The sequence below is a fragment of the Pseudomonas sp. P108 genome (assembly GCF_032613195.1).
Taxonomy (GTDB): domain Bacteria; phylum Pseudomonadota; class Gammaproteobacteria; order Pseudomonadales; family Pseudomonadaceae; genus Aquipseudomonas.
Genome location: NZ_CP126691.1, coordinates 3090568 through 3115972, shown reverse-complemented (window position 1 = coordinate 3115972; position 25405 = coordinate 3090568). Strand labels below are relative to the sequence as shown.

General features: G+C 57.6%; 18 protein-coding genes. 13 read left to right on the top strand and 5 right to left on the bottom strand.

Annotation, left to right across the window (positions count from 1 at the left end; translation table 11 throughout):
• Nucleotides 1-23 precede the first annotated feature (23 nt).
• From QOM10_RS13670 to QOM10_RS13655, 4 genes are read right to left on the bottom strand one after another with little or no spacing between them, the layout of a single operon-like run.
• Nucleotides 24-1238, bottom strand: coding sequence for a hybrid sensor histidine kinase/response regulator (locus QOM10_RS13670; RefSeq protein WP_316918272.1), 1215 nt, complete (start codon nucleotides 1236-1238; stop codon nucleotides 24-26).
• Nucleotides 1232-1825 carry a chemotaxis protein CheB gene (locus QOM10_RS13665; protein WP_127927289.1) on the bottom strand — a complete coding sequence of 198 codons (594 nt, stop codon included), beginning with the start codon at nucleotides 1823-1825 and terminating at the stop codon, nucleotides 1232-1234. Before QOM10_RS13665 ends, QOM10_RS13670 begins: the two co-directional genes overlap by 7 nt.
• The gene (locus tag QOM10_RS13660; RefSeq protein ID WP_127927288.1) at nucleotides 1822-2655 is read right to left on the bottom strand and encodes a CheR family methyltransferase; all 834 of its coding nucleotides are present in this window, start codon (nucleotides 2653-2655) and stop codon (nucleotides 1822-1824) included. Before QOM10_RS13660 ends, QOM10_RS13665 begins: the two co-directional genes overlap by 4 nt.
• Nucleotides 2655-6146, bottom strand: a complete 3492-nt coding sequence (locus tag QOM10_RS13655) for a response regulator (protein ID WP_316918271.1) — start codon at nucleotides 6144-6146, stop codon at nucleotides 2655-2657. The genes QOM10_RS13660 and QOM10_RS13655 overlap by 1 nt, the downstream gene beginning before the upstream one ends.
• Before the next feature lie 263 nt (nucleotides 6147-6409).
• On the opposite strand from QOM10_RS13655, the gene QOM10_RS13650 reads away from it, so the two are divergent.
• From QOM10_RS13650 to QOM10_RS13590, 13 genes are all read left to right on the top strand, one after another.
• Nucleotides 6410-6772 carry a response regulator gene (locus QOM10_RS13650; protein ID WP_316918270.1) on the top strand — a complete coding sequence of 121 codons (363 nt, stop codon included), beginning with the start codon at nucleotides 6410-6412 and terminating at the stop codon, nucleotides 6770-6772.
• A 177-nt stretch (nucleotides 6773-6949) separates the two neighbouring features.
• The gene (locus QOM10_RS13645) at nucleotides 6950-10843 is read left to right on the top strand and encodes a hypothetical protein (protein WP_316918269.1); all 3894 of its coding nucleotides are present in this window, start codon (nucleotides 6950-6952) and stop codon (nucleotides 10841-10843) included.
• 81 nt (nucleotides 10844-10924) lie between these two features.
• The gene (locus tag QOM10_RS13640) at nucleotides 10925-12235 is read left to right on the top strand and encodes a glycosyltransferase (protein WP_316918268.1); all 1311 of its coding nucleotides are present in this window, start codon (nucleotides 10925-10927) and stop codon (nucleotides 12233-12235) included.
• A gap of 119 nt (nucleotides 12236-12354) precedes the next feature.
• The gene (locus tag QOM10_RS13635) at nucleotides 12355-13245 is read left to right on the top strand and encodes a phospholipase (RefSeq protein WP_316918267.1); all 891 of its coding nucleotides are present in this window, start codon (nucleotides 12355-12357) and stop codon (nucleotides 13243-13245) included.
• Nucleotides 13246-13312: 67 nt separating this feature from the next.
• Nucleotides 13313-14218: an AraC family transcriptional regulator gene (locus QOM10_RS13630; protein ID WP_316918266.1), complete on the top strand. Its 906-nt coding sequence runs from the start codon at nucleotides 13313-13315 to the stop codon at nucleotides 14216-14218.
• Between the two features lie 342 nt (nucleotides 14219-14560).
• Nucleotides 14561-15871, top strand: coding sequence for an ABC transporter substrate-binding protein (locus QOM10_RS13625; RefSeq protein WP_150751529.1), 1311 nt, complete (start codon nucleotides 14561-14563; stop codon nucleotides 15869-15871).
• 154 nt (nucleotides 15872-16025) lie between these two features.
• Entirely contained in the window at nucleotides 16026-16952 is a 927-nt protein-coding gene (locus QOM10_RS13620; RefSeq protein WP_095121016.1) for a carbohydrate ABC transporter permease, read from the top strand.
• 8 nt (nucleotides 16953-16960) lie between these two features.
• On the top strand, nucleotides 16961-17791 hold the full coding sequence (locus QOM10_RS13615) for a carbohydrate ABC transporter permease (protein ID WP_127927274.1): 831 nt from the start codon (nucleotides 16961-16963) through the stop codon (nucleotides 17789-17791).
• A 165-nt stretch (nucleotides 17792-17956) separates the two neighbouring features.
• On the top strand, nucleotides 17957-19060 hold the full coding sequence (locus QOM10_RS13610; protein WP_150751530.1) for an ABC transporter ATP-binding protein: 1104 nt from the start codon (nucleotides 17957-17959) through the stop codon (nucleotides 19058-19060).
• A gap of 15 nt (nucleotides 19061-19075) precedes the next feature.
• The gene (locus QOM10_RS13605; protein WP_316918265.1) at nucleotides 19076-20548 is read left to right on the top strand and encodes a mannitol dehydrogenase family protein; all 1473 of its coding nucleotides are present in this window, start codon (nucleotides 19076-19078) and stop codon (nucleotides 20546-20548) included.
• 249 nt (nucleotides 20549-20797) lie between these two features.
• On the top strand, nucleotides 20798-22294 hold the full coding sequence (xylB, locus tag QOM10_RS13600) for a xylulokinase (protein WP_316918264.1): 1497 nt from the start codon (nucleotides 20798-20800) through the stop codon (nucleotides 22292-22294).
• A gap of 13 nt (nucleotides 22295-22307) precedes the next feature.
• Nucleotides 22308-23246 (top strand): carbohydrate kinase, encoded by a 939-nt coding sequence (locus QOM10_RS13595; protein ID WP_316918263.1) that lies wholly within the window; start codon nucleotides 22308-22310, stop codon nucleotides 23244-23246.
• A gap of 45 nt (nucleotides 23247-23291) precedes the next feature.
• Nucleotides 23292-23912 carry a hypothetical protein gene (locus QOM10_RS13590; protein WP_007912129.1) on the top strand — a complete coding sequence of 207 codons (621 nt, stop codon included), beginning with the start codon at nucleotides 23292-23294 and terminating at the stop codon, nucleotides 23910-23912.
• 131 nt (nucleotides 23913-24043) lie between these two features.
• Here the strand turns inward: QOM10_RS13590 and QOM10_RS13585 are convergent, their stop codons facing one another.
• Nucleotides 24044-25345, bottom strand: a complete 1302-nt coding sequence (locus QOM10_RS13585) for an OprD family porin (RefSeq protein ID WP_316918262.1) — start codon at nucleotides 25343-25345, stop codon at nucleotides 24044-24046.
• Nucleotides 25346-25405 lie beyond the last annotated feature (60 nt).

Genomic DNA, 25405 nt, shown 5'->3' with positions numbered 1-25405 from the left:
TAGCTGCTGATACGACCGTACGGTCAATCAGAGGTTGCGTCGGATGTGCCGTTTTCCTGAATTGGCAGACAAACGCGAAACAGGGCGCCTTCGTTGATTTCACTCTCGACGACGATGGAGCCGCCATGGGCGGCGATGATCTGTTCGGAAATGAACAGACCCAGCCCGAGCCCGGCCACTACCGTCTTGGCGGAAACCCGTTCGAACTGTTGGAAAATACGCTTCTGGTTCTCTTGGCTGATGCCGATGCCACGGTCCTGCACCTCGACCCGTGCTTCATCGCCCTCACGGTAAACTCGCACCTGAATCGGGCTCCGACCGCCATAGCGCAGGGCGTTGGTGAGCAAATTGGTCACCACCTGCTCGATACGGAATTCGTCCCAGTTACCTTCCACCGGGGCTGGCGCGGTAAACGACACCTCAGTTTCGGCAGCTTCAATCTGTTGCGCGAAGTTTTGCAGCAGGTTGCTGACCAATTGCACCAGATCGAAACGGCTCGGCCGGATCGACAGTTTGCCGGTGCGAATGCGCGACACGTCGAGCATGTCTTCGATCAGGCGAATCAGGCTTTTGATCTGCCGCTCATCGCGGTCGACCATGGCGTGCATCTTGTCGAGGGTGAACGCCGCAGCGTTGTCCCGAGCCAGGTGCATCTTGCGCAGTTGGGTTTCCAGAATCAGACCATTGAGCGGTGTGCGCACTTCGTGGGCAACGATCGACATGAAGTCATCGCGCATACGCACCGCCTGCTCCAGCTCCAACTGGGTGCTTTGCAGTTGTTGCAACAACGCTTCCTGTTCGCGACGGGCCTGCTCCAACGCTTCGACCTGTTGCTTCATTGCCTTGCTCTGGCGATACAGGTCGACGAAGACATTGACCTTGCTCTTCACCGCATGGATATCCAGCGGTTTGTGCAGAAAGTCCACCGCCCCGCTTTCGTAGCCCTTGAACGCGTAGTTCAGTTCACGGCCAGCGGCGCTGACAAAAATGATCGGGATGTTCTTGGTTTTCTCGGTACCGCGCATCAACTCGGCGAGCTCGAAGCCGTTCATGCCCGGCATCTGTACGTCGAGAATGGCCATGGCAAATTCGTGTTGCAGCAGCAACGACAGCGCTTCATCCGCCGACAACGCTTTGTAGACAGTACGGTCTTCACGCTTGATCAGCGCTTCGAGTGCCAGCAGGTTCTCCGGCAGATCGTCGACGATCAGCAGTTTGGCTTGGATATTACTCAGCATGCGATTCGTTCCAGCTCGACAAGCAGACGGCCGATGCCGTGAATGGGTAGGACATGATCCGGCTGCTGAATTTTCAGTGCAGCCAGCGGCATGGTGGCGACTTGCGCCTCTTCGGGATCCTGGACAATGGTCAAGCCGCCGCAACGTTTGACTTCGGCCAGCCCGCGCGCGCCATCGTGATTGGCACCGGTCAGCAGGACAGCGGCCAGTGATGCACCGTACGCGTCCGCGGCCGATTCAAACAGGTAGTCAATCGAAGGCCGGGAATAGTGCACGCGTTCCTCAAGACTCAGCGAAAGGCTGCGATCCTGCTCCACCGACAGGTGATAACCCGGCGTGGCGAAATACACGTTGCCGGCAACGATGTCCTGCTTGTCGGCAGCCTCGTGCACCGGCAGTTCCACGCGCCGGGCGAAGACCTCGGCCAACTGACTGCGACGCTCTTCAGGCAGATGCAGAACAACAATGATCGGCAATGCATAGCCTCGGCGCAGCGGCACGAGCAGACTCAACAGCGCCTCAACGCCACCGGCGGAAGCACCGACCACAATCGCCTCGACGCGAGGTAAATCCACGGCCTCGTTCATTTTTTGCGGTAGATCCGTTCTTGTTTCACCAGCGCTTCGAACTGGTTGGCATAGCTGGAAAAATCCAGCGTCTCTTTGCTGCCGAGCACCAGAAAACCGCGATGGCAAAGCGATTCATGGAACAGCCCGAACGCTCGATCCTGAAGCTTCTTGTTGAAGTAGATCAGCACGTTGCGGCAGGAAATCAATTGGGTTTCGGAGAACACACTGTCGGTCGCCAGACTGTGGTCGGCGAAGGTCACGTTTTCGCACAGGCTCTTGTCGAAAATCGCGTAACCGTACGCTGCCGTGTAGTAGTCGGCAAACGATCGCTGACCACCGGCCTGCTGATAGTTGGCGGTGTACGCGCGAACATTCTCCATGGAGAAAATCCCCTGCTTGGCCTTGTCCAGCGAGCGCGGGTTGATGTCAGTGGCATAGATGATCGTGCGATCGAGCAGGCCTTCTTCGCGCAGCAGAATCGCCATCGAATAGACCTCCTCGCCCGTGCTGCACCCGGCGATCCAGATCTTGATCGACGGATAGGTGCGCAGCAACGGCACCACTTCCCTGCGAATGGCAAGGAAGTGCGACGGATCGCGAAACATCTCGCTGACCGGGATCGTCAGCAATTGCAGCAACTGCATGAACGCTGTCGGGTCATGCAGGACTTTTTCCTGCAAGGCGGAAATAGTCGCGCATTCGAACTGGCTGAGCGCGTGCTGCACCCGGCGCTTGATCGAAGCGCCGGAGTAATCGCGAAAATCGTAGCTGTACTTGAGGTAAATCGCCTCGATCAACAAGCGCAGCTCAATTTCGCTGTTTCGTTCGGCTGGACTACTACGTTCCACTAAATGCGTTCCATCTTCGGTAACCACACGCGAATCAGCGAGAACAGACGATCCAGGTCGATGGGCTTGGCGAGGTAATCATTGGCGCCCGCCTGCAGGCAGCGCTCCTGATCGTCCTTCATGGCCTTGGCCGTCACCGCGATGATCGGCAGTTTGCGCCAGCGCGGATCCTTGCGGATTTCAATGGTGGCTTCAAAACCGTCCATTTCCGGCATCATCACGTCCATCAACACCAGATCGATGTCCTCGACTTCATTGAGTCTTTCAATCGCCTCACGCCCGTTCCGGCCGATGACCACGACTGCACCTTTGGTCTCCAGCGCGCTGGTGAGGGCGAAAATGTTGCGCACATCGTCGTCCACCAGCAGCACCTTGCGACCCTCGAAGACCTTGTCGCGGCTGCGCGCGGTCTTGAGCATCTTCTGCCGTTCATGGGACAACTGCGATTCGACTTTGTGCAGAAAGAGTGTGACCTCGTCCAGCAAGCGCTCTGGCGAACGTGCCCCCTTGATAATGATCGAGCGCGAATACTTGCGCAGCTCAGCCTCTTCATCACGAGTCAGATTGCGCCCGGTGTAGACAATGACCGGCGGGAACGAGCAAATATCCTCGGTAGACATGCGCTTGAGCAGGTCATTGCCAAGCATGTCCGGCAATTTCAGGTCGATGACCATGCAGTCGTAGATCGTCGTGCGCAGCAGCTCCAAAGCGTCCTGCGCAAGACCGACGGCGGTGATTTCGATGTCTTCGTCGCCGATCAGCCGCGCGATGCTTTCACGCTGCAGATCGTCATCTTCAACCAGCAGCACGCGTTTGACCTTTTGCGTCAGCTTGGCTTCGAGACGGGCAAACACGTCCTTGAGCTCTTCGCGGGTGGTCGGTTTGACGGCATAACCGATCGCGCCCATGTGCATGGCCGCTTCAACACGGTCTTCGACGGAAATCACATGCACCGGAATGTGCCGGGTTTCGGCGTGTTCTTTCAGGCGTTGCAATACGGTCAGGCCAGAGTGGTCCGGCAGGCGCATGTCGAGCAGGATTGCATCCGGGACGAACTCCTTGGCCAGGTCATAACCCTCGTCCGCGCCGTGGGCCACCAGACACTGATAACCGAGTTCGTGCGCCAGATCGTAGAGGATGTGCGCAAAGTTCGGCTCGTCTTCCACCACCAGAATGCAACGCGTGGCGAATGGCGCCTTGTTGCGATCATCGGCAAAGCGCGGAATGTGCACCGGCGCCAACGGCGAAACCACCGGTGCCAGTGGCGCGCTAACCATCGTGGCTGGCGGGGTAAAGGTCAACGGCGCAAATGGTACGTCGCTAGACTCGTCGAACTGCTGTGGCAGCACCAGTGTGAACACACTGCCCTGCCCCGGCGCGCTGCTGACACTGATCGAACCGCCGAGCAAGGTCGCCAGATCCCGCGAAATCGACAGGCCCAGACCGGTGCCGCCGTATTTGCGGTTGGTGGTGCCGTCGGCTTGGCGGAAGGCTTCGAAAATGCTTTCCTGCTGATCGGCGGCAATACCGATCCCCGAATCGCGCACGATAAACGCAATCCGGTCTTCCGGCTGACCGGCGATGGTCAGGCTGACAGTGCCCTTTTCGGTGAATTTGATGGCGTTGGACAACAGGTTTTTGATCACCTGCTCCAGACGCTGGCGGTCGGTGTACAGCATGCCCGGGGCGCCAGGCTGCAAATCGACACTGAAGGTCAGCTGTTTGTCTGCTGCCAAGGGCTCGAAGACATTGCGCAGACCATCGGCCAGACGCGCGACACTGGTGTTCTCCGCAATCACTTCAAGCTTGCCTGCTTCGACCTTGGAGATGTCCAGAATGTCGTTGATCAGGTTGAGCAGATCGTTGCCGGCGGAGTAGATCGACTCGGCAAACTTGACCTGCTCGGCGCTGAGGTTTTCCTGCGGGTTTTCCGCCAGCAGCTTGGCCAGAATCAGCGAACTGTTCAGCGGCGTGCGCAGTTCGTGGGACATGTTGGCGAGGAATTCGGACTTGTACTTGCTCGAGCGCTGCAACTCTTCGGCGCGTTCTTCGAGCTGTACCTGAGCCTGATTCAGTTCGGTGTTTTTCAGGTCCATGGCATCGCGTTGCTCGGCCAGGGTCTGCGCCTGTTCGGCGAGCTGCTCGTTGGTCTGTTCCAGTTCGACTTGCTGGGTTTCCAGATGCGCCTGGGATTCCTTGAGAATCCGCGACTGCTCTTCCAGCTCTTCGTTGGCGGTTTTCAACTCTTCCTGCTGTACCTGCAACTCTTCGTTGAGCTGCTGGGTTTCGGCCAGCACTTCCTGCAGACGCTGACGGTAGCGCGCAGCCTCGATGGAGGTGCCGATGTTGCCGGCGATCAGTTCCAGCAGTTCGATATCACGATCCGTCAGCGGGCGCAGGAAACCCAGTTCGATCACCCCGTTGACGCGGTCGTCATCACTGGTCGGCACGACCATCACACTGTGCGGCAAGCCTTCACCCAGGCCGGAACTGACCTTGAAGTAATCGGCCGGCACTGAATCCAGACGAATCAACCGCGCCTGCTGCGCCACTTGGCCGACGATGCCTTCGCCGCTGTAGATCGACTGTTCCTGCTCTTCCTGCTCACGGGAGAAACCATAGGTGGCAACACGTTTGAGGCCGCCGTGCTCTTCACGCACATACAGCGCGGCCACGGCGGTACCCAGGTATTGCGCGCAGAACTGCAGAATATTGCGCCCCAACAGATTCAGCGTCAGTTGCCCCAGTACCTGCTCGGCCAGTTCGGTCTGACCATTGCGCAACCACGCCTGTTGCTCCAGGCGCTCGGCACTGGCTTGCTGTGCGGCCATGTTGGCGCTGTAGTTGGTCGACAGGTTGACCAGATCGCGCCGGCCAATATAGGCGAGCAAGCCACTGATACCGGCGATGAACAGCAAGTACAGGCTGATGCTCCAGATCGTCGTGCGGCGTACGTCTTCATTGCGCGTGGTGCGCAGGACCTGTTCCGTTTCGATGACATCTTCGAATTGCTTGCGGATTTCGTCCGTCAGGCGCTTGCCGCGTCCGGCCTTGACCGCGCCCCGATAATCGCCGCTGGAACGCTGCAGATCGATCATCGACTGCGCGTAATTGGCCCATTCAATCTGCAAGGCTTGCAGACGGCGCAAGCGATCGGTTTGCACCGGGTTGTCGGCGGTCAGTTCGAGCAAGGTGTTAAGCGCCACGGCAATGCGCGGCTTGGCGGTTTCATACGGATCGAGGAAGTGTTCGTCGCCGCTGAGCAGGAAGCCGCGCATGCCGGTTTCCAGATCCACGGTGAGCTTTACCGCTTCATTGGCGTTATTGATCACCCGGTCGGTGTGCTCCACCCACTGGATCACCGACAGCAGATAAGTGATCAGCGAGACGAAGAACACGGCACTGAGCACACCGACGCCCAAAGGCAGACTGATGTTGCGACTCAGGAGTTTACGAAACCGTTGCTCATCAACCGTAGACGGAGAGGACATGGGGCAGCCTTGTCGAACTGTTGAAAAACAGGCAGTTTGCCCCAAAACGGCGGCATGGATCCATTTTTCTCACACTTTTGGCAGCAAATTCCTACACTCGCCGGCGTGTTTGCGGGCCCGAACAGTTATCCTTGCGGCCCCGTCTGCGGCTATGCTTTTTTTGTGTCGGCCGGGGAACTTGTGGCACTGCGCCACTTACTGATGAAAGAGCCCGGCACTTTTGATCGACCGGCGACCCTGAACTGACTTTCGAGAGCCTTAATATGTCTACCCCCACCTCCACCATCCTGGTCGTAGAAGACGACAACATCGTGCGCATGCTGATTGTCGATGTGCTCGAGGAGCTGGAGTTCAAGGTGCTCGAAGCTGACGGCAGCGAACAGGCTCTGCAGGTTCTCAAGGACGCCACCAAACACATTGACCTGATGATGACCGACGTCGGTCTGCCGGGCATGGATGGCCGCGAACTGGCCACCGAAGCACGCAAACTGCGCCCCGCCCTGCCGATTTTGTTTGCAAGTGGTTACGCAGAATCAATTGATGTTCCGGCGGGCATGCACGTTATCGGCAAGCCGTTCTCGATCGATCAACTGCGCGACAAGGTAAAAGACATATTGAAAGGTTAACCGCCGAACTAACGACCGAAGCAACTTGTTATATCCAAGCACAATTTGCAACGTACCCACGCTGTAATCACGCATCACCGCAGTTCTATCCTGAGTCAATTCTTTAGTCTCTGGTGCCTGACAACCCAGCGCTATCACTAAAGGCCCTTGAAGCTCACCCGACTCAGGATAGAAGGCATGCGCCCCGCAGTAATCAATAACACTTCATTCGTCGATCGCACGATTTTAGACAAACAGGAAAGAGCGGATATCGCCCTAGCGTTAAATTCCGCCGTTTTGCGTTCAAACCCCGAATTTACAGCCGGGCAGTACAGCGCAACTGCGTCCCTGCCGAACACTGCCAGGTTAAGCCTGCAGAATCTGTTTATCCCCTACGTTGCCGGTAGCACATTGGATGATGTCTATGAGCCGGCACGCAATGCATTGCAAAGGATAATTGAAACCGAAGAATTCTCGTCTCTTTGCAAGGCCCATGGTTTTCCGGCCAATGCTCGAATCGGTGTCGACGACAAGGCAAATGTTTTCGGAGTCTTTAAACACACCAGACATGAACTGCCCATTGAGGGTGACGACCAGACGGCGATGCTGGCAGAGTTTGCGAAGTTAACCGGCGGTTATGTGTATTCGGGATACGTCATCGGCATTGAACAATGGCTGGCCTTTGAAGGCTTGAGTCTGCCGCAGACCATCGGTGACATCAAACAGCTGATTGCCTATCTGAATTTCGAACTTCCCGCCCCACCCGCCTGCGGCGACTATCACGAACTCCTCAACAGTGATGCGGATTCACCGTTTCATTTATCGCGTGCCAAGCGCGAAATCATCACCCAAGTCATTCAGGAAGCGACCCAAGGCAAGACCACTCTGCTGCAGCAACTGTCCCGCGCAGATTTCAATCGGGGCTCCGCTGCCGATAAACGCAAACACGCGGACAGTATCCTGGATGACTGCCTGGGCCATGGCATTGCCAGCGACCTGGGCCGAAAACTCCATGAACGCCTCGACTGGCACCTGGAGCCGGACGACCAGCAAGTGCGCGCCAATCAGCTGCGCGAAATGCTCATGGCTGCACTGATCATCGACATCGAAGCGCGGACCAACCAGCCGATTCTCACCCGTTACGACCTGTATCAACCTGCCAATGCGACTCTCCATGCCGCACAAGTGCGGGAAAACCTGGAGCAGCATCTGGTTACCGAAGGCTTGATTGAACCAGACTGCGCGCCACTGGCAGCGCACCTGTTTCTGGCCGGCGCTGCCGCTGAATTTCTGATTCCAGACATTCCGGCCGAACTGACTCTGGAGAAGCCCGGCTGGGTCGTCATTGTTCAGTCTGTGGCGTTGATCGAATACGCCTCGCCGGGATCATCCCGATTGATGACGTACGCACAGATCAAGGCGTTTGCCGATCTGGCCCCGCGCTCTCCCGAGCAAATTGAACAGCACGAGACGGCTGGATTTGCCCCGACGATCAACTGGGCGGTACTCAATGGCGTGATCGACTACCGAGCCAACAGAGACTACGACAAGCTCGCGCTGGTTAAAGCGACATCGTATTTTTCGCGGTACATGGAGGCACTCAGCCAATCTGAAACGGGCCTGTCACGAGCGCCACCCGATCGCAGAAAAACGGCCCTTGAGGCACTGCACAAAGTGATGCCCGAAGGCAGCTATATCGAAAAGAAAGCGTTTTCCCTGAAATACCTGAACAGCTTTAAAGACCGCAGCTGGCTTGAGAGCCTGAAGGCCGCACATCCGGTCGGCATTCTCAGCGAATTTTATGATGTGCTGCTAAGCGTTACCGATAACAGCGAGTACTCGATAAACAAACTGCTGCGATTACGCTTTTCGATACTGGATCTCTACCTGTCTGGCGACCTGGTCAAAGATGGAAAGTTGACGGACAATTTCCAGCGACAAAGTCATTTCAACCCACCCGCTACAGCATTTGAGCGCTTATCCGAACTCGGTTCGCCTGAGGTACTGTTCAATCAAGCCTTTGAAAACTATTACCAAGACGTACGCGAAGGAATGTCCTCGGTCATAAAAATGGCTATTTCGAACATGCCGGAGCGTGATCGCCATGCACTGACCCACGGCCACTTGACGCTTTACACCGTCAGGACTGAAGTCAATCCGCTTAACCCGCAGGAAGAAACCCAATTCGCGCGCGATGAAGCGAAAGGTCGCTACGGCATCATTCTGTGCTGCAAAAATGGCAATGCACTGCGCACCTATGAATTCTTCACCTTGCGCGGCCTGTGTCGCGAACGCTCCGATTTGGTTGATTTATTGCAAAGCAGGCAAATTATCGACGCTCGCCCGACACTCTCCTACACCGGCAGCCAGTACGATTTCCAGACAAAAAACCAGGCTCAGGACTGGCCGCTAGATTTCGCCGCCTACCGCGAGGGCAGCGAGCCCCGAAATGGCGTGACATCTTGCGTGGTGGTGGAAAAGCTCTGGTACCTGAATCCGGATGTCACCGACATTCGCCCGGTTTCTCTGTTCTTTTCCCGGCAGGTCAATGACATCGCCGAATGCATATTGACCAACCATCCCGTGGCCAGCCGTGCCGAGTTGTACGCCTCGCTGAATGTACAGACAGAACTGGAAGAATGGCGCAGTACAAAAGAAACCATTGAACGCCTGGCAATCAACGTGATCGTCCCGTTCAAGCAGTGTATTGAAGACATACGTTCAGGACGCACTGACCGGGTATCCGAAGGAATCGGGGGATGTGTACTGGATGGTCTGTCGGTCATCGGATTGTTGATTGGCCTGGGTTCGACAGTGGCAGGTATCGTCGCCAAGACCGGATCAACCACGCTCAAAGTATTGAGCATTTCCAGGGCGGTGGCCCGTGTAGCCGTGTCATTGATCAATCCCCTGGATGGGCTGCCGACACTCGCACGCAAGGGGCTGCGACTCGCGGGACGTGGCCTGCTCTTCGTGGGTGAAAACGGTCTGAGTGCCGCGAGAACCGCCAATGCGCAATTGCGCAAACTTATCAATGGAGCACAGGCCCATGACTTGATCAAAGTCGAGCGGCTCACCGATATACGCCAGGCAACCTGGCGCGGGGCTGACGGTGCAGGTCAGGTCATTGATATTGCCGTACTGGAACGCTACAAGCGGTGGCACGCACTCAATCTAAAAGTTGGCGGAGCGTGGGGGCCGCGCCTGAAATTTCTCAATATGGGGAATCTCTCGCCGTTGAAACGATTGTTCGTGCGTTCCAAACCCTTCAGTTACACGCGGGGATATCTGACCAAAGCCATTCCCCACGCCAAGAGCAAACTGGACAACACGATCGACATGCTCACGAACATACGCGAGGACGACTACCAGGTACGCTCGCTGCTCAAGCATGTATTTGGTACGGACTCCAACGAAGCCATCGAATACATCACCAACAACTTGCGCTCAATGCGCAAGGACCTTGACTTCGTGGATGTCACCAATATGGTGTTCCGGCCGCATGAGCCGAAAGTGCTCGCGGCACTGCGTGTCGACACTTACAAAAACTGGAAAGCGGGAATAGTAGCAGGCGTTAAAGTCGATAAGCCCGCGGGCCAGTTTCTGGCGATCTACCCGGATAATCTCGATGAGTTCTACCAAGTGTCCAAGTATGACGATGGCAGTATTGGAGATGTCCTCGTCCATGAAATGTCGCACGGAGCACCGGGAACACTGGACCTGTACTACGGCGAAGTTCTTGCCGGCGTAACGCCCGCAGAATTCGACGCCGTCGGATTGCTTGAGTTTGCCAGGGACGCCCACAAGGCCAACCCTGAAAATCTGAGCAACCCCCATTTTCGTTTTGCCAAACGCAAGGAGTACCAGGAATTCAAGCGAATCAAGGACGAACTGCCGACAGTGGTTCAAGATCATCCTCCACTCTTGAATGCAGAGTCCTATGCTCTGGCTGTCTCGCTACTGGACCAGCAGAGGACAGCGCCGGCAGCATTTCAATTCAACCTCTCGACCATGGAACATGCACTAAAACACACGGCCCCCGGTGATTTTATCCAGGGACCGCTACTACTTAACCTGGCCAAACCGATTTGAAGAGAAACAGGGCTCATCCGAGCATTATTGCTGTGGTTTAATTGCGCCCTTTTTTCTCACCTGTTTTAAAGGATCTGCCCCATGACCCCGTCCTGCATCACCAAAGTCCTGGTCATCGGTTACGTCTGGCCCGAGCCGCGTTCTTCAGCGGCCAGCGGCCATGTCATGCAGATCCTCGAGACCTTTGTGCAACAAGGTTGGGACATCACCTTCAGCAGTCCGGCCGGCCCCGGCGAACACAAGGCAGATCTTGCCGCGCTCGGTATCCGTGAGGTACCGATCGAACTCAACAACAGCAGTTTCGATGCATTCATCACTGAACTGGCGCCGGATATCGTGCTGTTCGACCAATTCATGATGGAAGAGCAGTTCGGCTGGCGGGTGGAAAAACACTGCCCGCAGGCACTGCGTGTGCTGGAAACTTCAGACCTGCAGAGCCTGCGCCACGCTCGTCACCAGCGGCTCAAGTCGCGCCTCAAGGTCAATCCTGACCAGAATGACTTCAGTGATGTATTTGCTCCGGCCCTGCGCGACGAGTTCGAGTTGATGGCCGAGACCGATCTGGCCAAGCGTGAAATTGCCGCGCTGTATCGTTGCGATCTGAACCTGATGATCTCCGAAGTGGAAATCGAATTGTTGATCGAACAGTTCGGTTTGCCCCGGCAATTGCTGCACTGGTGCCCGTTGATGATCGACCCGCCTGCGGCCGCACCTGCAAACTTTGCAGAGCGGGCGCACTTCTTGAGTATCGGCAATTTCCGCCACGCACCTAACTGGGATGCCGTGTTGTGGATGAAAACCACGGTCTGGCCGTTGATTCGCCAACAGTTGCCGCAGGCACAACTGCATATTTACGGCGCCTACACGCCGCCCAAAGCCACCGCGCTGCATAACGCCGGCGAAGGTTTCCATATCATGAACTGGGCCGAAGATGCGTTGCAGGTCATGTCCGCCGCGCGGGTTTGCCTGGCGCCGTTGCGTTTTGGTGCCGGTATCAAGGGCAAACTGGTCGACGCCATGTTGTGTGGCACGCCCAGCGTTACGACACCGATCGGAGCAGAAGCCATGCACGGCGATCACGCGTGGCCCGGCGCTGTGACGAGCAGCGCAATCGAGTTTGCCAACAGTGCCGTTGCGCTTTACAAGGACGAGGCTCGTTGGCAGGAAGCCCGCATGGCGGGATACACGCTGCTGAATCAACGCTACCCGCAGTCAGTGCATGGTCTGGCACTGATAGAGAAACTGCGTTATTGCCAACAAAACTTACAAAAGCTGAGGGCCAGGAACTTCATTGGCAGCATGCTCCGTCATCACTCGCACAAAAGTACTCAGTACATGGCGCAATGGATCGAAGTTAAAAACAGGCAGCCTCAACAGCCACCAGACATATAAATAACTGTTACTACACGACTTGCATTAAAAGCCAACTTTGCCGATCACCCGACAACCGTTATAAACATCCTGCGCGCGCAACTTCTATAACTTTCGCCTTCAATCGCAGGATGTACAACATGAACAATATTGATAACTTCCAGCCTCATCAATGGATGGCTGATTCGCCGCAAATCGACAACTTGTCGCTTTTCGAACTGAGCTTGCCGGGTGCCCATAATGCTGGCTGCGACTGGGAAGCGGGTTATGCGCTGATACCCGGTAAAAACTGGGTTGCCTGTCAGGACGTATCCTTTTATTCACAATTGAATCGCGGCGCCCGTGCGCTCGATATACGCCTGACGTCTGACAATAAAGCGCAAGGCCTCGCCAGGTTCAGTTTCCATCATGGCGGTTACCGTTCTTCCCGTACGCTTGCAGATCTTGTCCGTGACGTAAAAGCTTTCTATGAAAGAAACATCGATGAATTCATCATTCTGGACTTTCATGAACTGGGAGAAGACAAGGTCGCCTTCGATCATTCGGAATTTCAGGCATTGATGCTGGAGCATCTGGGTGAACGGATGATCCCTACCCGCAATCTGCACCTGACTCTAGGCCAGCTCAAGGCGATCAGCCCGTTGCAGAGAATCATGGTGGCAGCCTCCATGACCTGGGAAACCGAGGACCACCGGATTCTTGGAAAAATCCACCACAAGTGGATAGACCAAAGGTTTGTCACTCCGCTCGAGCTGCAGGTGTACATCACAAAAGTATTGAGCACGCCCATCAGCACACTTCGCCCGTGGTCGCTGTCGGCGACCAGTTTTTCGCTAGGCGGCGGTCCTAAGCGAATTCTGGAAGAACTCGACAACTGGTTTGACCCGACCCGATCCGACTGGGCTAAAAAGTGCAACATCATCAATTTCGACTTTATAAAAAACTCGAAGATTGTACGTTTTTGCCAGATGGCCAATCTGGAAAAAGCCATCGAGAAGTCCAGAAGCAGCGTCCGCGAGCAGACCGCTTGAGTGAAGCTGGCGCAAGTCCCGAGAAACGAGGCATGATCGGCAGGCGATAACAAAAAAGTAGCTCGCCATGACCCGAACCGCGCGCTTGACCGACCCTTCATACGAGTTGATGGATGACCACAACGGGTTGTCCATCATCTACCGCCAGCATGGCTTTCCGTGCCCGCTGGTGCGCTGGCATTTTCACAAGGAATACGAACTGCACCTGATCGTCGCCAGCTCCGGCAAGGTATTCATCGGCGACTATATCGGCAACTTTCACCCCGAGACCTTGTTCCTGACCGGCCCCAACCTGCCGCACAACTGGATCAGTCAGGTGGCGGAAGACGAGGTGGTAGAAAAGCGCGACATGCTGGTCAACTTCACCGACGAGTTGTTCGAAAGTGGCCACCAGGTGTTTGCCGAACTGAAGACCCTGGCGCCGTTGCTGGAGCGCGCGCAGTACGGCATCGAGTTTCGCTGCAAACGCACTATTGGCCAGGCCATGACGCTGATGCAACGCATCGCCGACAGCAAAGGCATCACTCGACTCGGGCACTTTTTCATCCTGATGGAACTGCTCGCGGCCAGCGATGATTTCCAGTTGTTGTCCGGCGCCAACACCCCGCAACTGGCCGACGAGCACAATATTGATCGCACCAACCGGGCGGTCGATTACATCTTCAGTCACTACGCCCGGGACATTTCGCTGGAGGAAGTCGCCGAGCACCTGGGCATGACGCCGACCTATTTCAGCCGGGTGTTCAAACAGGCCACCGGGCGCAATTTCATCGAGTTCGTCAATCGCCTGCGTATCAGCAAGTCCTGCGAGCTGCTGGCCGACGGTGATAAACCGGTGACCGAGGTTTGCTTTGAATCCGGCTTCAACAACATTTCCAATTTCAATCGGCGCTTTCAGCAGCTCAAGGGCATGACGCCGTCGCATTACCGCCGGCTCGCGGTGCAGCGCCTGACCGAGCAAAACCACCACTGACACCATTGATCCATGTAGGAGTGAGCCTGCTCGCGATAGCGGTGTGACAGCTTGCAGATATGTTGGTTGACACTCCGCTATCGCGAGCAGGCTCACTCCTACAAGTTGCGATGCCACTCCGGAAACCTGTACGGATTCGATAGCGTTTCCCCGCTGCAAAGCCCTGCCCTGCGTTGCCCCCACAAAAGCCCAGTGCAAAAAAGTATCGATAAAAGTGCTAGGGATGATTTGTCAGCCCTGCGATTGAAGGCTGTAATCAGTGCACATTCTTCCAGTCGTCGGAAGACACAAAAACAATAACTGTCCTTCTGTAACCCTTTGGGTGCAGAAAAGGAGTGCACGATGCAACCCACTGCAAAAGCTCTGCTTGCCCTCACCTGCATGACCCTCAGCAGCGTCAGCCTTGGCGCCCAGACCCTGACCATCGCCACCGTCAACAACAGCGACATGATCCGCATGCAAAAGCTCTCGAAAACCTTCGAGACCGAGCATCCGGACATCAAGCTCAATTGGGTGGTGCTGGAAGAAAACGTTCTGCGCCAACGCCTGACCACCGACATCGCCACTCAGGGCGGTCAGTTCGACGTATTGACCATCGGCATGTACGAAGCGGCACTGTGGGGCGCAAAGGGTTGGCTGGAACCGATGAAGGATCTGCCGGCCAGTTACGCCCTCGACGACGTATTCCCGTCGGTGCGTGAAGGCCTGTCAGTCAAGGGTTCGCTGTACGCCCTGCCGTTCTACGCAGAAAGCTCGATCACTTATTACCGCACCGACCTGTTCAAGGATGCCGGCCTGACCATGCCCGAGCGGCCGACCTGGGAGCAGATCGCCGGCTTCGCCGAAAAACTCACCAACAAGGACAAAGAGCAGTACGGCATCTGCCTGCGCGGCAAGGCCGGTTGGGGCGAGAACATGGCGCTGATCACCACCGTCGCCAATGCTTACGGCGCGCGCTGGTTCGATGAGCAGTGGAAACCGGAATTCAGTGGCCCCGAGTGGAAAAACGCGCTGAATTTCTACGTCGACACCATGAAGAAATCCGGCCCGCCGGGCGCCTCCAGCAACGGTTTCAACGAAAACCTCGCGCTGTTCAACAGCGGCAAATGCGCAATGTGGGTCGATGCCAGCGTCGCCGGTTCGTTCGTCACCGACAAGACCCAGAGCAAGGTCGCCGATCACGTCGGCTTCACCTTCGCACCGCATCAAGTGACCGACAAAGGCTCGGCCTGGCTGTACTCATGGGCGCTGGCGATTCCGACCAGTTCCAAAGCCAAGGACGCCGCCAAAGAATTCAGCGCCTGGGCGACCTCCAAAGAGTACGGCGAGCTGGTCGCCAAGACCGACGGCATCGCCAACGTACCGCCGGGCACTCGCGCCTCGACCTACAGCGACGCTTACATGAGCGCGGCGCCGTTCGCCAAGGTCACGCTGGAATCGCTGAAAGCGGCCGATCCGGGCAAACCGACGCTGAAACCAGTGCCTTATATCGGCATTCAACTGGTGACCATTCCTGAATTCCAGGCCGTGGGCACCCAGGTGGGCAAGCTGTTCTCAGCGGCGCTGATCGGCCAGACCACGGTGGATCAAGCCCTGGCTGCCGCGCAGCAAACCACTGAACGCGAGATGAAGCGCGCTGGTTATCCCAAGTAACCCGCAAAGCTCGCTCCTGCCTTTTGTAGGAGTGAGCCTGCTCGCGATGGCGGTTTTCAATCTGAAACAGACGGTGACTGACACACCGCCATCGCGAGCAGGCTCACTCCTGCATTAGATCTCCATAGGTCTGTATGACTCGGTTGTGATCGCCATGAATACTTCAACTGCCAAAGCCCACCTCGACCTGTCGCAACCTGCGCGCAAGGTCCGCGTACGCAATCCCGGCTGGTTTCTGGTCAGCCCTTCGGTGGCCCTGTTGCTGCTGTGGATGATCGTGCCGCTGGGCATGACCATCTACTTCTCGATGATCCGCTACAACCTGCTGTACCCCGGCGAAAACGAATTCGTCGGGCTTGAGAACTTCAGCTATTTCCTGACCGACTCGGGGTTCATGCCCGGCGCCACCAACACGCTGTTGCTGGTCGGTAGCGTATTGCTGATCAGTGTGGTGTTGGGCGTGTTGATCAGCGCATTGCTGGAGGCCAGTGAATTCCTCGGTCGCGGCATCGTGCGGGTCATGCTGATCTCGCCGTTCTTCATCATGCCCACGGTCGGTGCGCTGATCTGGAAGAACCTGATCTTCCATCCGGTCTCGGGGATCCTCGCCTACATCTGGAAGCTGTTCGGCGCGCAACCGGTGGACTGGCTCGCGCACTACCCGTTGCTGTCGATCATCATCATTGTCTCGTGGCAATGGCTGCCATTCGCCATCCTGATTCTGATGACCGCGATGCAGTCCCTCGACCAGGAACAAAAAGAAGCCGCGCGCCTCGACGGTGCCGGGCCGATCGCGATCTTCTGGCACCTGACCCTGCCGCATCTGGCACGGCCGATTGCCGTGGTGGTGATGATCGAAACGATCTTCCTGCTGTCGGTGTTCGCCGAGATTTTCACCACCACCAACGGCGGCCCCGGCTACGCCTCGACTAACCTCGCCTACCTGATCTACAACCAGGCGCTGGTGCAGTTCGACGTCGGCATGGCTTCGGCGGGTGGCTTGATTGCCGTGGTCATCGCCAACATCGCCGCGATCATTCTGGTGCGGATGATCGGCAAAAACTTGACTGACAAAGCCTGAGGCCTGCCATGACTCTTCAACAATCCCGCCGGCTGCAAAGCCTGCTGCTCGGCACCCTGGCCTGGGCCATCGCGATCGTGATTTTCTTCCCGATCTTGTGGATGGTGATGACCAGTTTCAAAACCGAAATCGATGCCTTCGCCACGCCGCCGCAGTTCATCTTCACGCCGACACTGGAGAACTACCTGCACATCAATGAGCGCAGCGATTACTTCAGTTTCGCCTGGAACTCGGTGTTGATTTCCTTCAGCGCCACCGCTTTGTGTCTGTTGATCGCGGTACCGGCGGCGTACTCGATGGCGTTCTACGAAACCCAGCGCACCAAAGGCACGCTGCTGTGGATGCTCTCGACCAAGATGCTGCCACCGGTGGGCGTGCTGATGCCGATCTACCTGCTGGCGAAAAGCTTCGGCCTGCTCGACACGCGCATCGCACTGATCGTGATCTACACGCTGATCAACCTGCCGATCGTGGTCTGGATGGTTTACACCTACTTCAAGGACATCCCCAAAGACATCCTCGAAGCCGCCCGCCTCGACGGCGCCACGTTGTGGCAGGAAATGGTCCGCGTGCTGCTGCCGATCGCCAAGGGTGGCCTTGCCTCGACCGTGCTGCTGTCGCTGATCCTGTGCTGGAACGAGGCGTTCTGGTCGCTGAACCTGACCTCGTCGAAAGCCGCGCCACTGACCGCTTTGATTGCTTCGTACTCAAGTCCTGAGGGGTTGTTCTGGGCCAAGTTGTCGGCGGTGTCGACCCTGGCGTGTGCGCCGATTCTGATCTTCGGCTGGATCAGCCAGAAACAACTGGTACGCGGCCTCTCCTTCGGCGCCGTGAAATGAACATCCTCAATCTAATGCGATTCCCTGTGGGAGCGAGCCTGCTCGCGAAAGCGGTGTGTCATTCAACCCTGATGGCAACTGACACGGCCCCTTCGCGAGCAGGCTCGCTCCCACAGAAAAGCCGATCTGGTTTAACCCAATAATAAATTGCGGAGGCCCATCATCATGGCCAACCTGAAAATCAAGAATCTGCAAAAAGGCTTCGAAGGCTTCTCCATCATCAAAGGCATCGACCTTGAAGTGAACGACAAGGAATTCGTGGTCTTCGTCGGCCCGTCGGGCTGCGGCAAATCCACCCTGCTGCGGCTGATTGCCGGTCTGGAAGAAGTCAGCGACGGCACCATCGAACTCGATGGCCGTGACATCACCGAAGTCAGCCCGGCCAAGCGCGATCTGGCGATGGTGTTCCAGACCTACGCGCTGTACCCGCACATGACCGTGAAGAAAAACATGTCCTTCGCCCTCGATCTGGCCGGCGTACCGAAAGCCGAAGTCGAGAAGAAAGTCGGCGAAGCGGCGCGCATTCTCGAACTCGGGCCGATGCTTGAGCGCAAGCCGAAACAGCTCTCCGGCGGCCAGCGCCAGCGCGTCGCCATCGGCCGCGCGATCGTGCGCAATCCGAAAATCTTCCTCTTCGACGAACCGCTGTCCAACCTCGACGCCGCACTGCGCGTGCAGATGCGCCTGGAACTGCTGCGCCTGCACAAAGACCTGCAAGCGACGATGATCTATGTGACCCACGATCAGGTCGAAGCGATGACCATGGCCGACAAAGTCGTGGTACTCAATGGCGGCAAGATCGAACAGGTCGGCTCGCCACTGGACCTGTATCACAACCCGGCGAACCTCTTCGTCGCGGGGTTCCTCGGCACGCCGAAAATGGGCTTCCTCAAAGGCAAGATCGCCCGCGTCGACGGCCAGAGCTGCGAAGTGTCGCTGGACGCCGGCACGCGCATCACCCTGCCCTTCAATGCTGCCAACCTCAGTGTCGGCAGCGCCGTAACCCTCGGCATTCGCCCGGAACATCTGGAACTGGCGCAACCGGGCGACTGCAGCCTGCAAGTCACTGCCGACGTCAGCGAACGCCTGGGCAGCGACACCTTCTGCCACGTCACCACCAACGCCGGCGAAGCCCTGACCATGCGCGTGCGCGGTGATCTGGCCAGCCGTTACGGCGAACAACTGAGCCTGCACCTCGATGCTGCTCATTGCCATTTATTCGATGCCGAAGGTGTCGCGTTGACCCGTCCGCTGCGCGCTGCGGCCTGATTTCGAGAATTCCCGATGAAACTCAACCAACAGAACCTCCATCGTCTGGCCGCCGAAGTGCAATTGCCGGCCTACAACCTTAGCGACACGCGCCAGGGCATCGTCCACATCGGCGTCGGCGGCTTTCATCGCGCGCATCAGGCGTATTACACCGATGCCCTGATGAACACCGGCGAAGCGCTTGACTGGGCGATTTGCGGCGTCGGCCTGCGCACTGAGGACCGCCGCGCACGCGACGACCTCAAGGAGCAGGATTACCTGTTCACCCTGTTCGAACTCGGCGACAGCGACGACACCGAAGTCCGCGTGATCGGCGCGATTCGCGACATGCTGCTGGCCGAGGACGGCGCCCAGGCGTTGATCGACAAACTCGCCGACCCGCAAATCCGCATCGTCTCGCTGACCATCACAGAGGGCGGTTACTGCATCGACGACAGCAACGGCGAATTCATGGCGCACCTGCCACAGATTCAACACGACCTGGCCCACCCAGACGACCCGAAAACCGTGTTCGGCTTCTTGTGTGCAGCCCTGGAAAAGCGCCGGGCAGCGGGCATTCCGGCGTTTACCGTAATGTCTTGCGATAACCTGCCGCACAACGGCGCCGTGACCCGCAAAGCGCTGCTGGCATTTGCCACGTTGCGCAACAGCAATCTGTGCAGCTGGATCGACGCCAACGTCAGTTTCCCCAACGCCATGGTCGACCGCATCACCCCCATGACCAGCACCGCGCACCGTTTGCAACTGGCCGACAAACACGGCGTCGACGATGCTTGGCCGGTGGTCTGCGAACCGTTTGTGCAGTGGGTACTGGAAGACAAATTCGGCAACGGTCGCCCGGCCTGGGAAAAGGTTGGCGTGCAGTTCACCAATGATGTTTCGCCCTACGAAGAAATGAAGATCAAATTGCTCAACGGCAGCCACCTGGCGCTGACGTATCTGGGCTTTTTGAAGGGCTACCGGTTTGTGCACGAGACCATGAACGACCCGCTGTTCGTGCGCTACATGCGCGCTTATATGGACCTGGACGTGACCCCGCAACTGGCGTCGGTGCCTGGCATTGATCTGACGGATTACAAAAACACATTGGTGGCGCGGTTTTCCAATCAGGCGATTGCCGATCAGCTGGAGCGGGTGTGCTCGGACGGTTCGTCGAAGTTTCCCAAGTTCACCATCCCGACGATCAATCGCTTGATTGCTGATGGGCAGGAGACCAAGCGTGCGGCTCTGGTGGTCGCTGCATGGGCGTTGTATTTGAAGGGGGTGGATGAGAATGGCGATAGCTATTCGATCCCGGATCCGCGCGCGACGTTTTGTCAGGCGTTGGTGGCGGACGATGCTTTAATTACGCAGCGGTTGTTGGCGGTTGAAGAGATTTTCGGCACGGCGATACCGCGTTCGGCGGAGTTTGTGGCGGCGTTTGAATGGTGCTGCGACAGCTTGCGCGAAGAGGGTGTGACACGGACTTTGCAGCGGATTCTGGATTGAAAAGCCCCTCACCCTAGCCCTCTCCCGGAGGGAGAGGGAACTGACCGAGTGGTTTGTGCAAGTTACATCGACCTGAACGTCCGGAGTCGAACTCAGGATTTGAACAGCCCTGGTTTGAGAGAACCGGAGTCGAACTCAGCTTTTGAACAGCCCCCCGATCGGCTCCCTTTCCCCCTCGCCCCCTTGGGGGAGAGGGCTGGGGTGAGGGGGTAAGCTCTTGATCTTCACCGCAACCCAACGGGTTCACACATGACAACACAACAACTGTTCCTAGGCATCGACTGCGGCACCCAAGGCACCAAAGCCATCATCCTCGACGCCGCCAGCGGTCAAGTCCTCGGCCAGGGCGCCGCCGCACACACGATGATCAGCGGCGCCAACGGCCGTCGCGAGCAAGACACCCAGCAATGGCTGGAAGCCTTCACCCTCGCCACCCGCCGCGCACTGCAGGCGGCGGATGTCGATGGCCAGTCGATCCTCGGCATCGGCGTCTCGGGCCAGCAACACGGTCTGGTCCTGCTCGACGACCAAGGTGAAGTGCTTCGTCCGGCCAAGCTCTGGTGCGACACCGAAACCAGCGCCGAGAACGACCGTCTGCTCACTCATCTGGGCGGTGAAAAAGGCTCACTGGAACGCCTCGGCGTGGTCATCGCACCGGGCTACACGGTGTCGAAACTGCTCTGGACCAAAGAACAGCACCCCGTGGTGTTCTCACGCATCGCACGCATTCTGCTACCCCACGACTACCTGAACTTCTGGCTCACCGGCCGCGCGTGCAGTGAGTACGGCGACGCTTCCGGCACCGGCTATTTCAACGTGCGCACCCGCCAGTGGGACTTGCAACTGCTGCGTGACATCGACGCCAGCGGGCGCCTGCAAGCCGCACTGCCTGAGCTGATCGATGCGCATCAATCTGTCGGCACCATCCTCCCGGCGATTGCCGAACACCTCGGCATCAACCCCAATGCGCAGGTCTCCAGCGGTGGCGGCGACAACATGATGGGCGCCATCGGCACCGGCAATATTCAGCCCGGCGCGATCACCATGAGCCTCGGCTCCTCCGGCACGGTGTACGCCTATTCCGAGGTGACGAAAGTCAGCCCGGACGCCTCGGTCGCGACGTTCTGCTCGTCCAGCGGCGGATGGTTGCCGCTGATCTGCACCATGAACCTGACCAACGCCACCGGCGCGATTCGCGAGTTGTTCAATCTGGACCTGGAGCAATTCAACCGCCTCGTCGCGCAATCACCCATCGGCGCCGACGGCGTGAGCATGCTGCCATTCCTCAACGGTGAACGGGTGCCCGCCCTGCCCCACGCCACCGGCAGCCTGCACGGCTTGACGCTGGACAACCTGACTCAGGCCAATCTGTGCCGCGCCGCCGTCGAAGGCACCACCTTCGGTTTGCGCTACGGACTGGATTTGCTCCGCCAGAATGGTTTACAAAGCCGCAGCATTTGCCTGATCGGCGGCGGTTCGAAAAGCGCGGTATGGCGGCAGATCGTCGCCGACATCATGAACACCCCGGTGATCTGCACCGAACAAAGTGAAGCCGCCGCCCTTGGCGCAGCGATTCAAGCGGCGTGGTGCAAATCCTGGTCGAACGGCCACGAAGACAGCCTCGCCGACCTGTGCCAGCGCTGCGTGAAACTCGATTCCAGCAGTGAAACCCTGCCGATTGCCGCCAACGTCGCGGCGTTCCAACACGCTTATGAACGCTATCAACAGCATGTCGCAACCCTATAAAGAGCAAACAATTATGTATTTGGTGTGTGGCGAAGCCCTGTTTGATTTCTTCAGCGAAGACGACGCCAGCGGTCTGGCTTCGAAAGTGAATTTCAAGGCGATTGCCGGCGGCTCGCCGTTCAACGTCGCCGTCGGTTTGCGCCGTTTGGGCGTGGACTCGGCCTTGTTTGGCGGACTGTCCACCGACTACCTTGGCCGCCGCTTGCAGCAAGTGCTGCAGGATGAAGGTGTGCGCCCGGACTATCTGGTGGATTTCGCCGCGCCGACCACGCTGGCCATGGTCGCCGTCGGTGCCAATGGCTCGCCGCACTACAGCTTTCGTGGTGAAGGCTGTGCCGATCGGCAACTGAGTCTTGCGCATCTGCCGGTGTTGGGCCCTGAGGTGCGCGGCTTGCACATCGGCTCCTTCTCGCTGGTGGTGCAGCCGATCGGCGACACCTTGCTGACATTGGTACAGCGCGAAAGCGGCAAACGCCTGATCACCCTCGACCCGAACGTGCGCCTTAATCCCGAGCCGAACATCGACCTGTGGCGCGAACGCATCGCGACGCTGGTGCCACTGGCCGATCTGATCAAGGTCAGCGACGAAGACCTGAGCCTGCTCTACCCCGAACAGGACCCGCAACGCGTGATCGAAGGCTGGCTCGAACATCGCTGCCAGATCGTCTTCCTCACCCGTGGCGGCGACGGCGCCAGTGTGTTCAGCCGCCAGCATGGCAACTGGTCGGTGCCGGCGGCCTCAGTGAAGATCGCCGATACCGTTGGCGCCGGTGACACCTTCCAGGCCGCGCTGATCACCTGGCTGACCGAGCACGGTCTGGATTCGGTCGAAGGCGTGCAGCAACTCGCTCGCGAGCAGATCGACGCCATGCTCAAGTTCGCTGTGCAAGCCGCCGCGCTGACCTGCAGCAAGACCGGTCCGGATCTGCCCTATCGTCATCAATTGAGCTGAGCGCGTAGACTGTTGGCCTTTTTGCGCACGACGGGATAACGGCTTTTGAATTACAGGCAGACGCTTGGACTACTGACACTGGCAACGCTACTGAGCGGGTGCGGCACCTCGCCGCCCCGTTCGCCGGAAGACATCTGCGAAATCTTCCGCGAAAAAAGCGACTGGTACGACGCTGCGCAAGTCACGCAAAAACGCTGGGGCGTACCGATTCAGGTGCCCTTCGCGATCATGTATCAGGAATCCGGCTACCGCTACGACGCCAAGACCCCGCGCAAATACCTGCTGTGGGTGATCCCGTGGGGCCGCGTCTCGACCGCCTCGGGTTATGCGCAAGCCAAGGATGAAGTCTGGGCCGATTACCAGAAAAGCACCGGCCGCAGCGGCGCCGATCGCGAAGACTTCGACGACGCCATCGACTTTGTCGGCTGGTACATGGACAAAACCTATTCGATCAACGGCGTCTACAAGTACGACGCCTATAACCAGTACCTCAACTACCACGAAGGCTGGGGCGGCTTCCGCAACAAGACCTACGCGAGCAAAGCCTGGCTGATGCCGACAGCGCGCAAAGTGCAGAACCGTTCGGATGTGTATGCGCGGCAGTATGCCGGGTGCAAGGAGGATTTGAATCGGGGGTTCTGGAGCCGGTTCTGGCATTGGTTGTAAGGACGCCTTCGCGAGCAGGCTCGCTCCCACAATAGATCTTCAGTGAACACAGATGTTGTGTCCGGCATTGAACCCATGTGGGAGCGAGCCTGCTCGCGAAAGCAGTCGATCAGACGCTACAACTCCACGCCTTACAACACCGAAAAGCTATAACTCACAATCAACCGTGTCTCATCCACATCCCGGGCAAACTTCTCATAATTGGTGCGATACGTAGCATTCCTCAAACGCAGACTCACATCCTTGAACGTGCCCGTCTGAATCACATACTTCAACTCGCTGTCACGTTCCCACTCCTTGCCTTCCTGATCACTGCCCAACACCTTGATGTGGTCACCGTTCACATAACGGGTCAGGAAGCTCAAACCATTAATACCAATGGCCTTGAAGTCATAGTCATAACGCAACTGCCACGAACGTTCCTGCGCAGCGGCGAAGTCGTTGACCTGCACGTAGTTGACCAGATACGGATTGCTGCCATCGAGGTACGGCATCGAGTTGTCGCCGTTCATGCGCTGCCAACCGGCGCTGAACGTGTGACCGCTGTGCGCATACGACAACATGCCGCTCAACGCGCGGTTATCGATGGAACCGGCCTTGGCATCACCGCTGTCGGCACTTTTCAGCACACGCAGATCCGCTTTAAGTACACCGCCAGCTAACGGTTGATTACCCAACAGCCCGACAAAGTGCTGACGATAAATGTCTTCCAGTTCGGCGTAGTGATACTGCGCGGTCAGGCGATCGTTGATCTTGTAATCGAAGCCGTACATGTCGAAATGGTCGGCGGTGGTGTTGCAGGCGTAGCGCTTGTTCTTGCAGTGCACGCGGATGTCTTGCGAATCGGTGGAATCACGCGCGGTGTACTTGTCCAGACGCGCGGCCATGAAGGTCAGGTCTTTCAGCTCTTTAGAGGTCAGCATGGCGCCGTTGAACATCGTCGGCAGCAATCGACCGTCGTTGTATTTCAGCAACGGCAGATCAGGCATCAGTGCGCCGTACTTCAGCACCGTGTCCGAAACCTTCACTTTGGCGGTCAGGCCCATTTTCGCGTACTGGCTTTTCGAGCCGCGCGGATCGTTGCCGCTGGAAGGCAGCAAGCCGCTGTTGCTGCGGTCCGGGCTGGAATCGAGTTGAAAGCCGAGCATGCCCAGCGCATCGATACCAAAACCCACGGTGCCTTCGGTGTAGCCCGATTGCAGGTTGAGAATAAAGCCCTGTGCCGACTCTTCACGCTTGGAGGCGCCCTGAGCGTTCGAGGTGCTCCCATCACGGAAATCGCGGTTGAAGTACACCGTGCGCGATTCGATTTTCGCGGTGGTGTCTTCAAAGAATCCGCTGGCCTGAACCTGTGCGGTAAAACCTGCGCACAGCACAACGGCTCCGAAGCCAAACGACTGGCGCGGGGTGATGAGGGGAAATGGGGGACGCATGAAAAACTCCAACAATGCAGCGTTTGCGCAATCGCGCAACAAGCCAGAAAAATAGCTCCC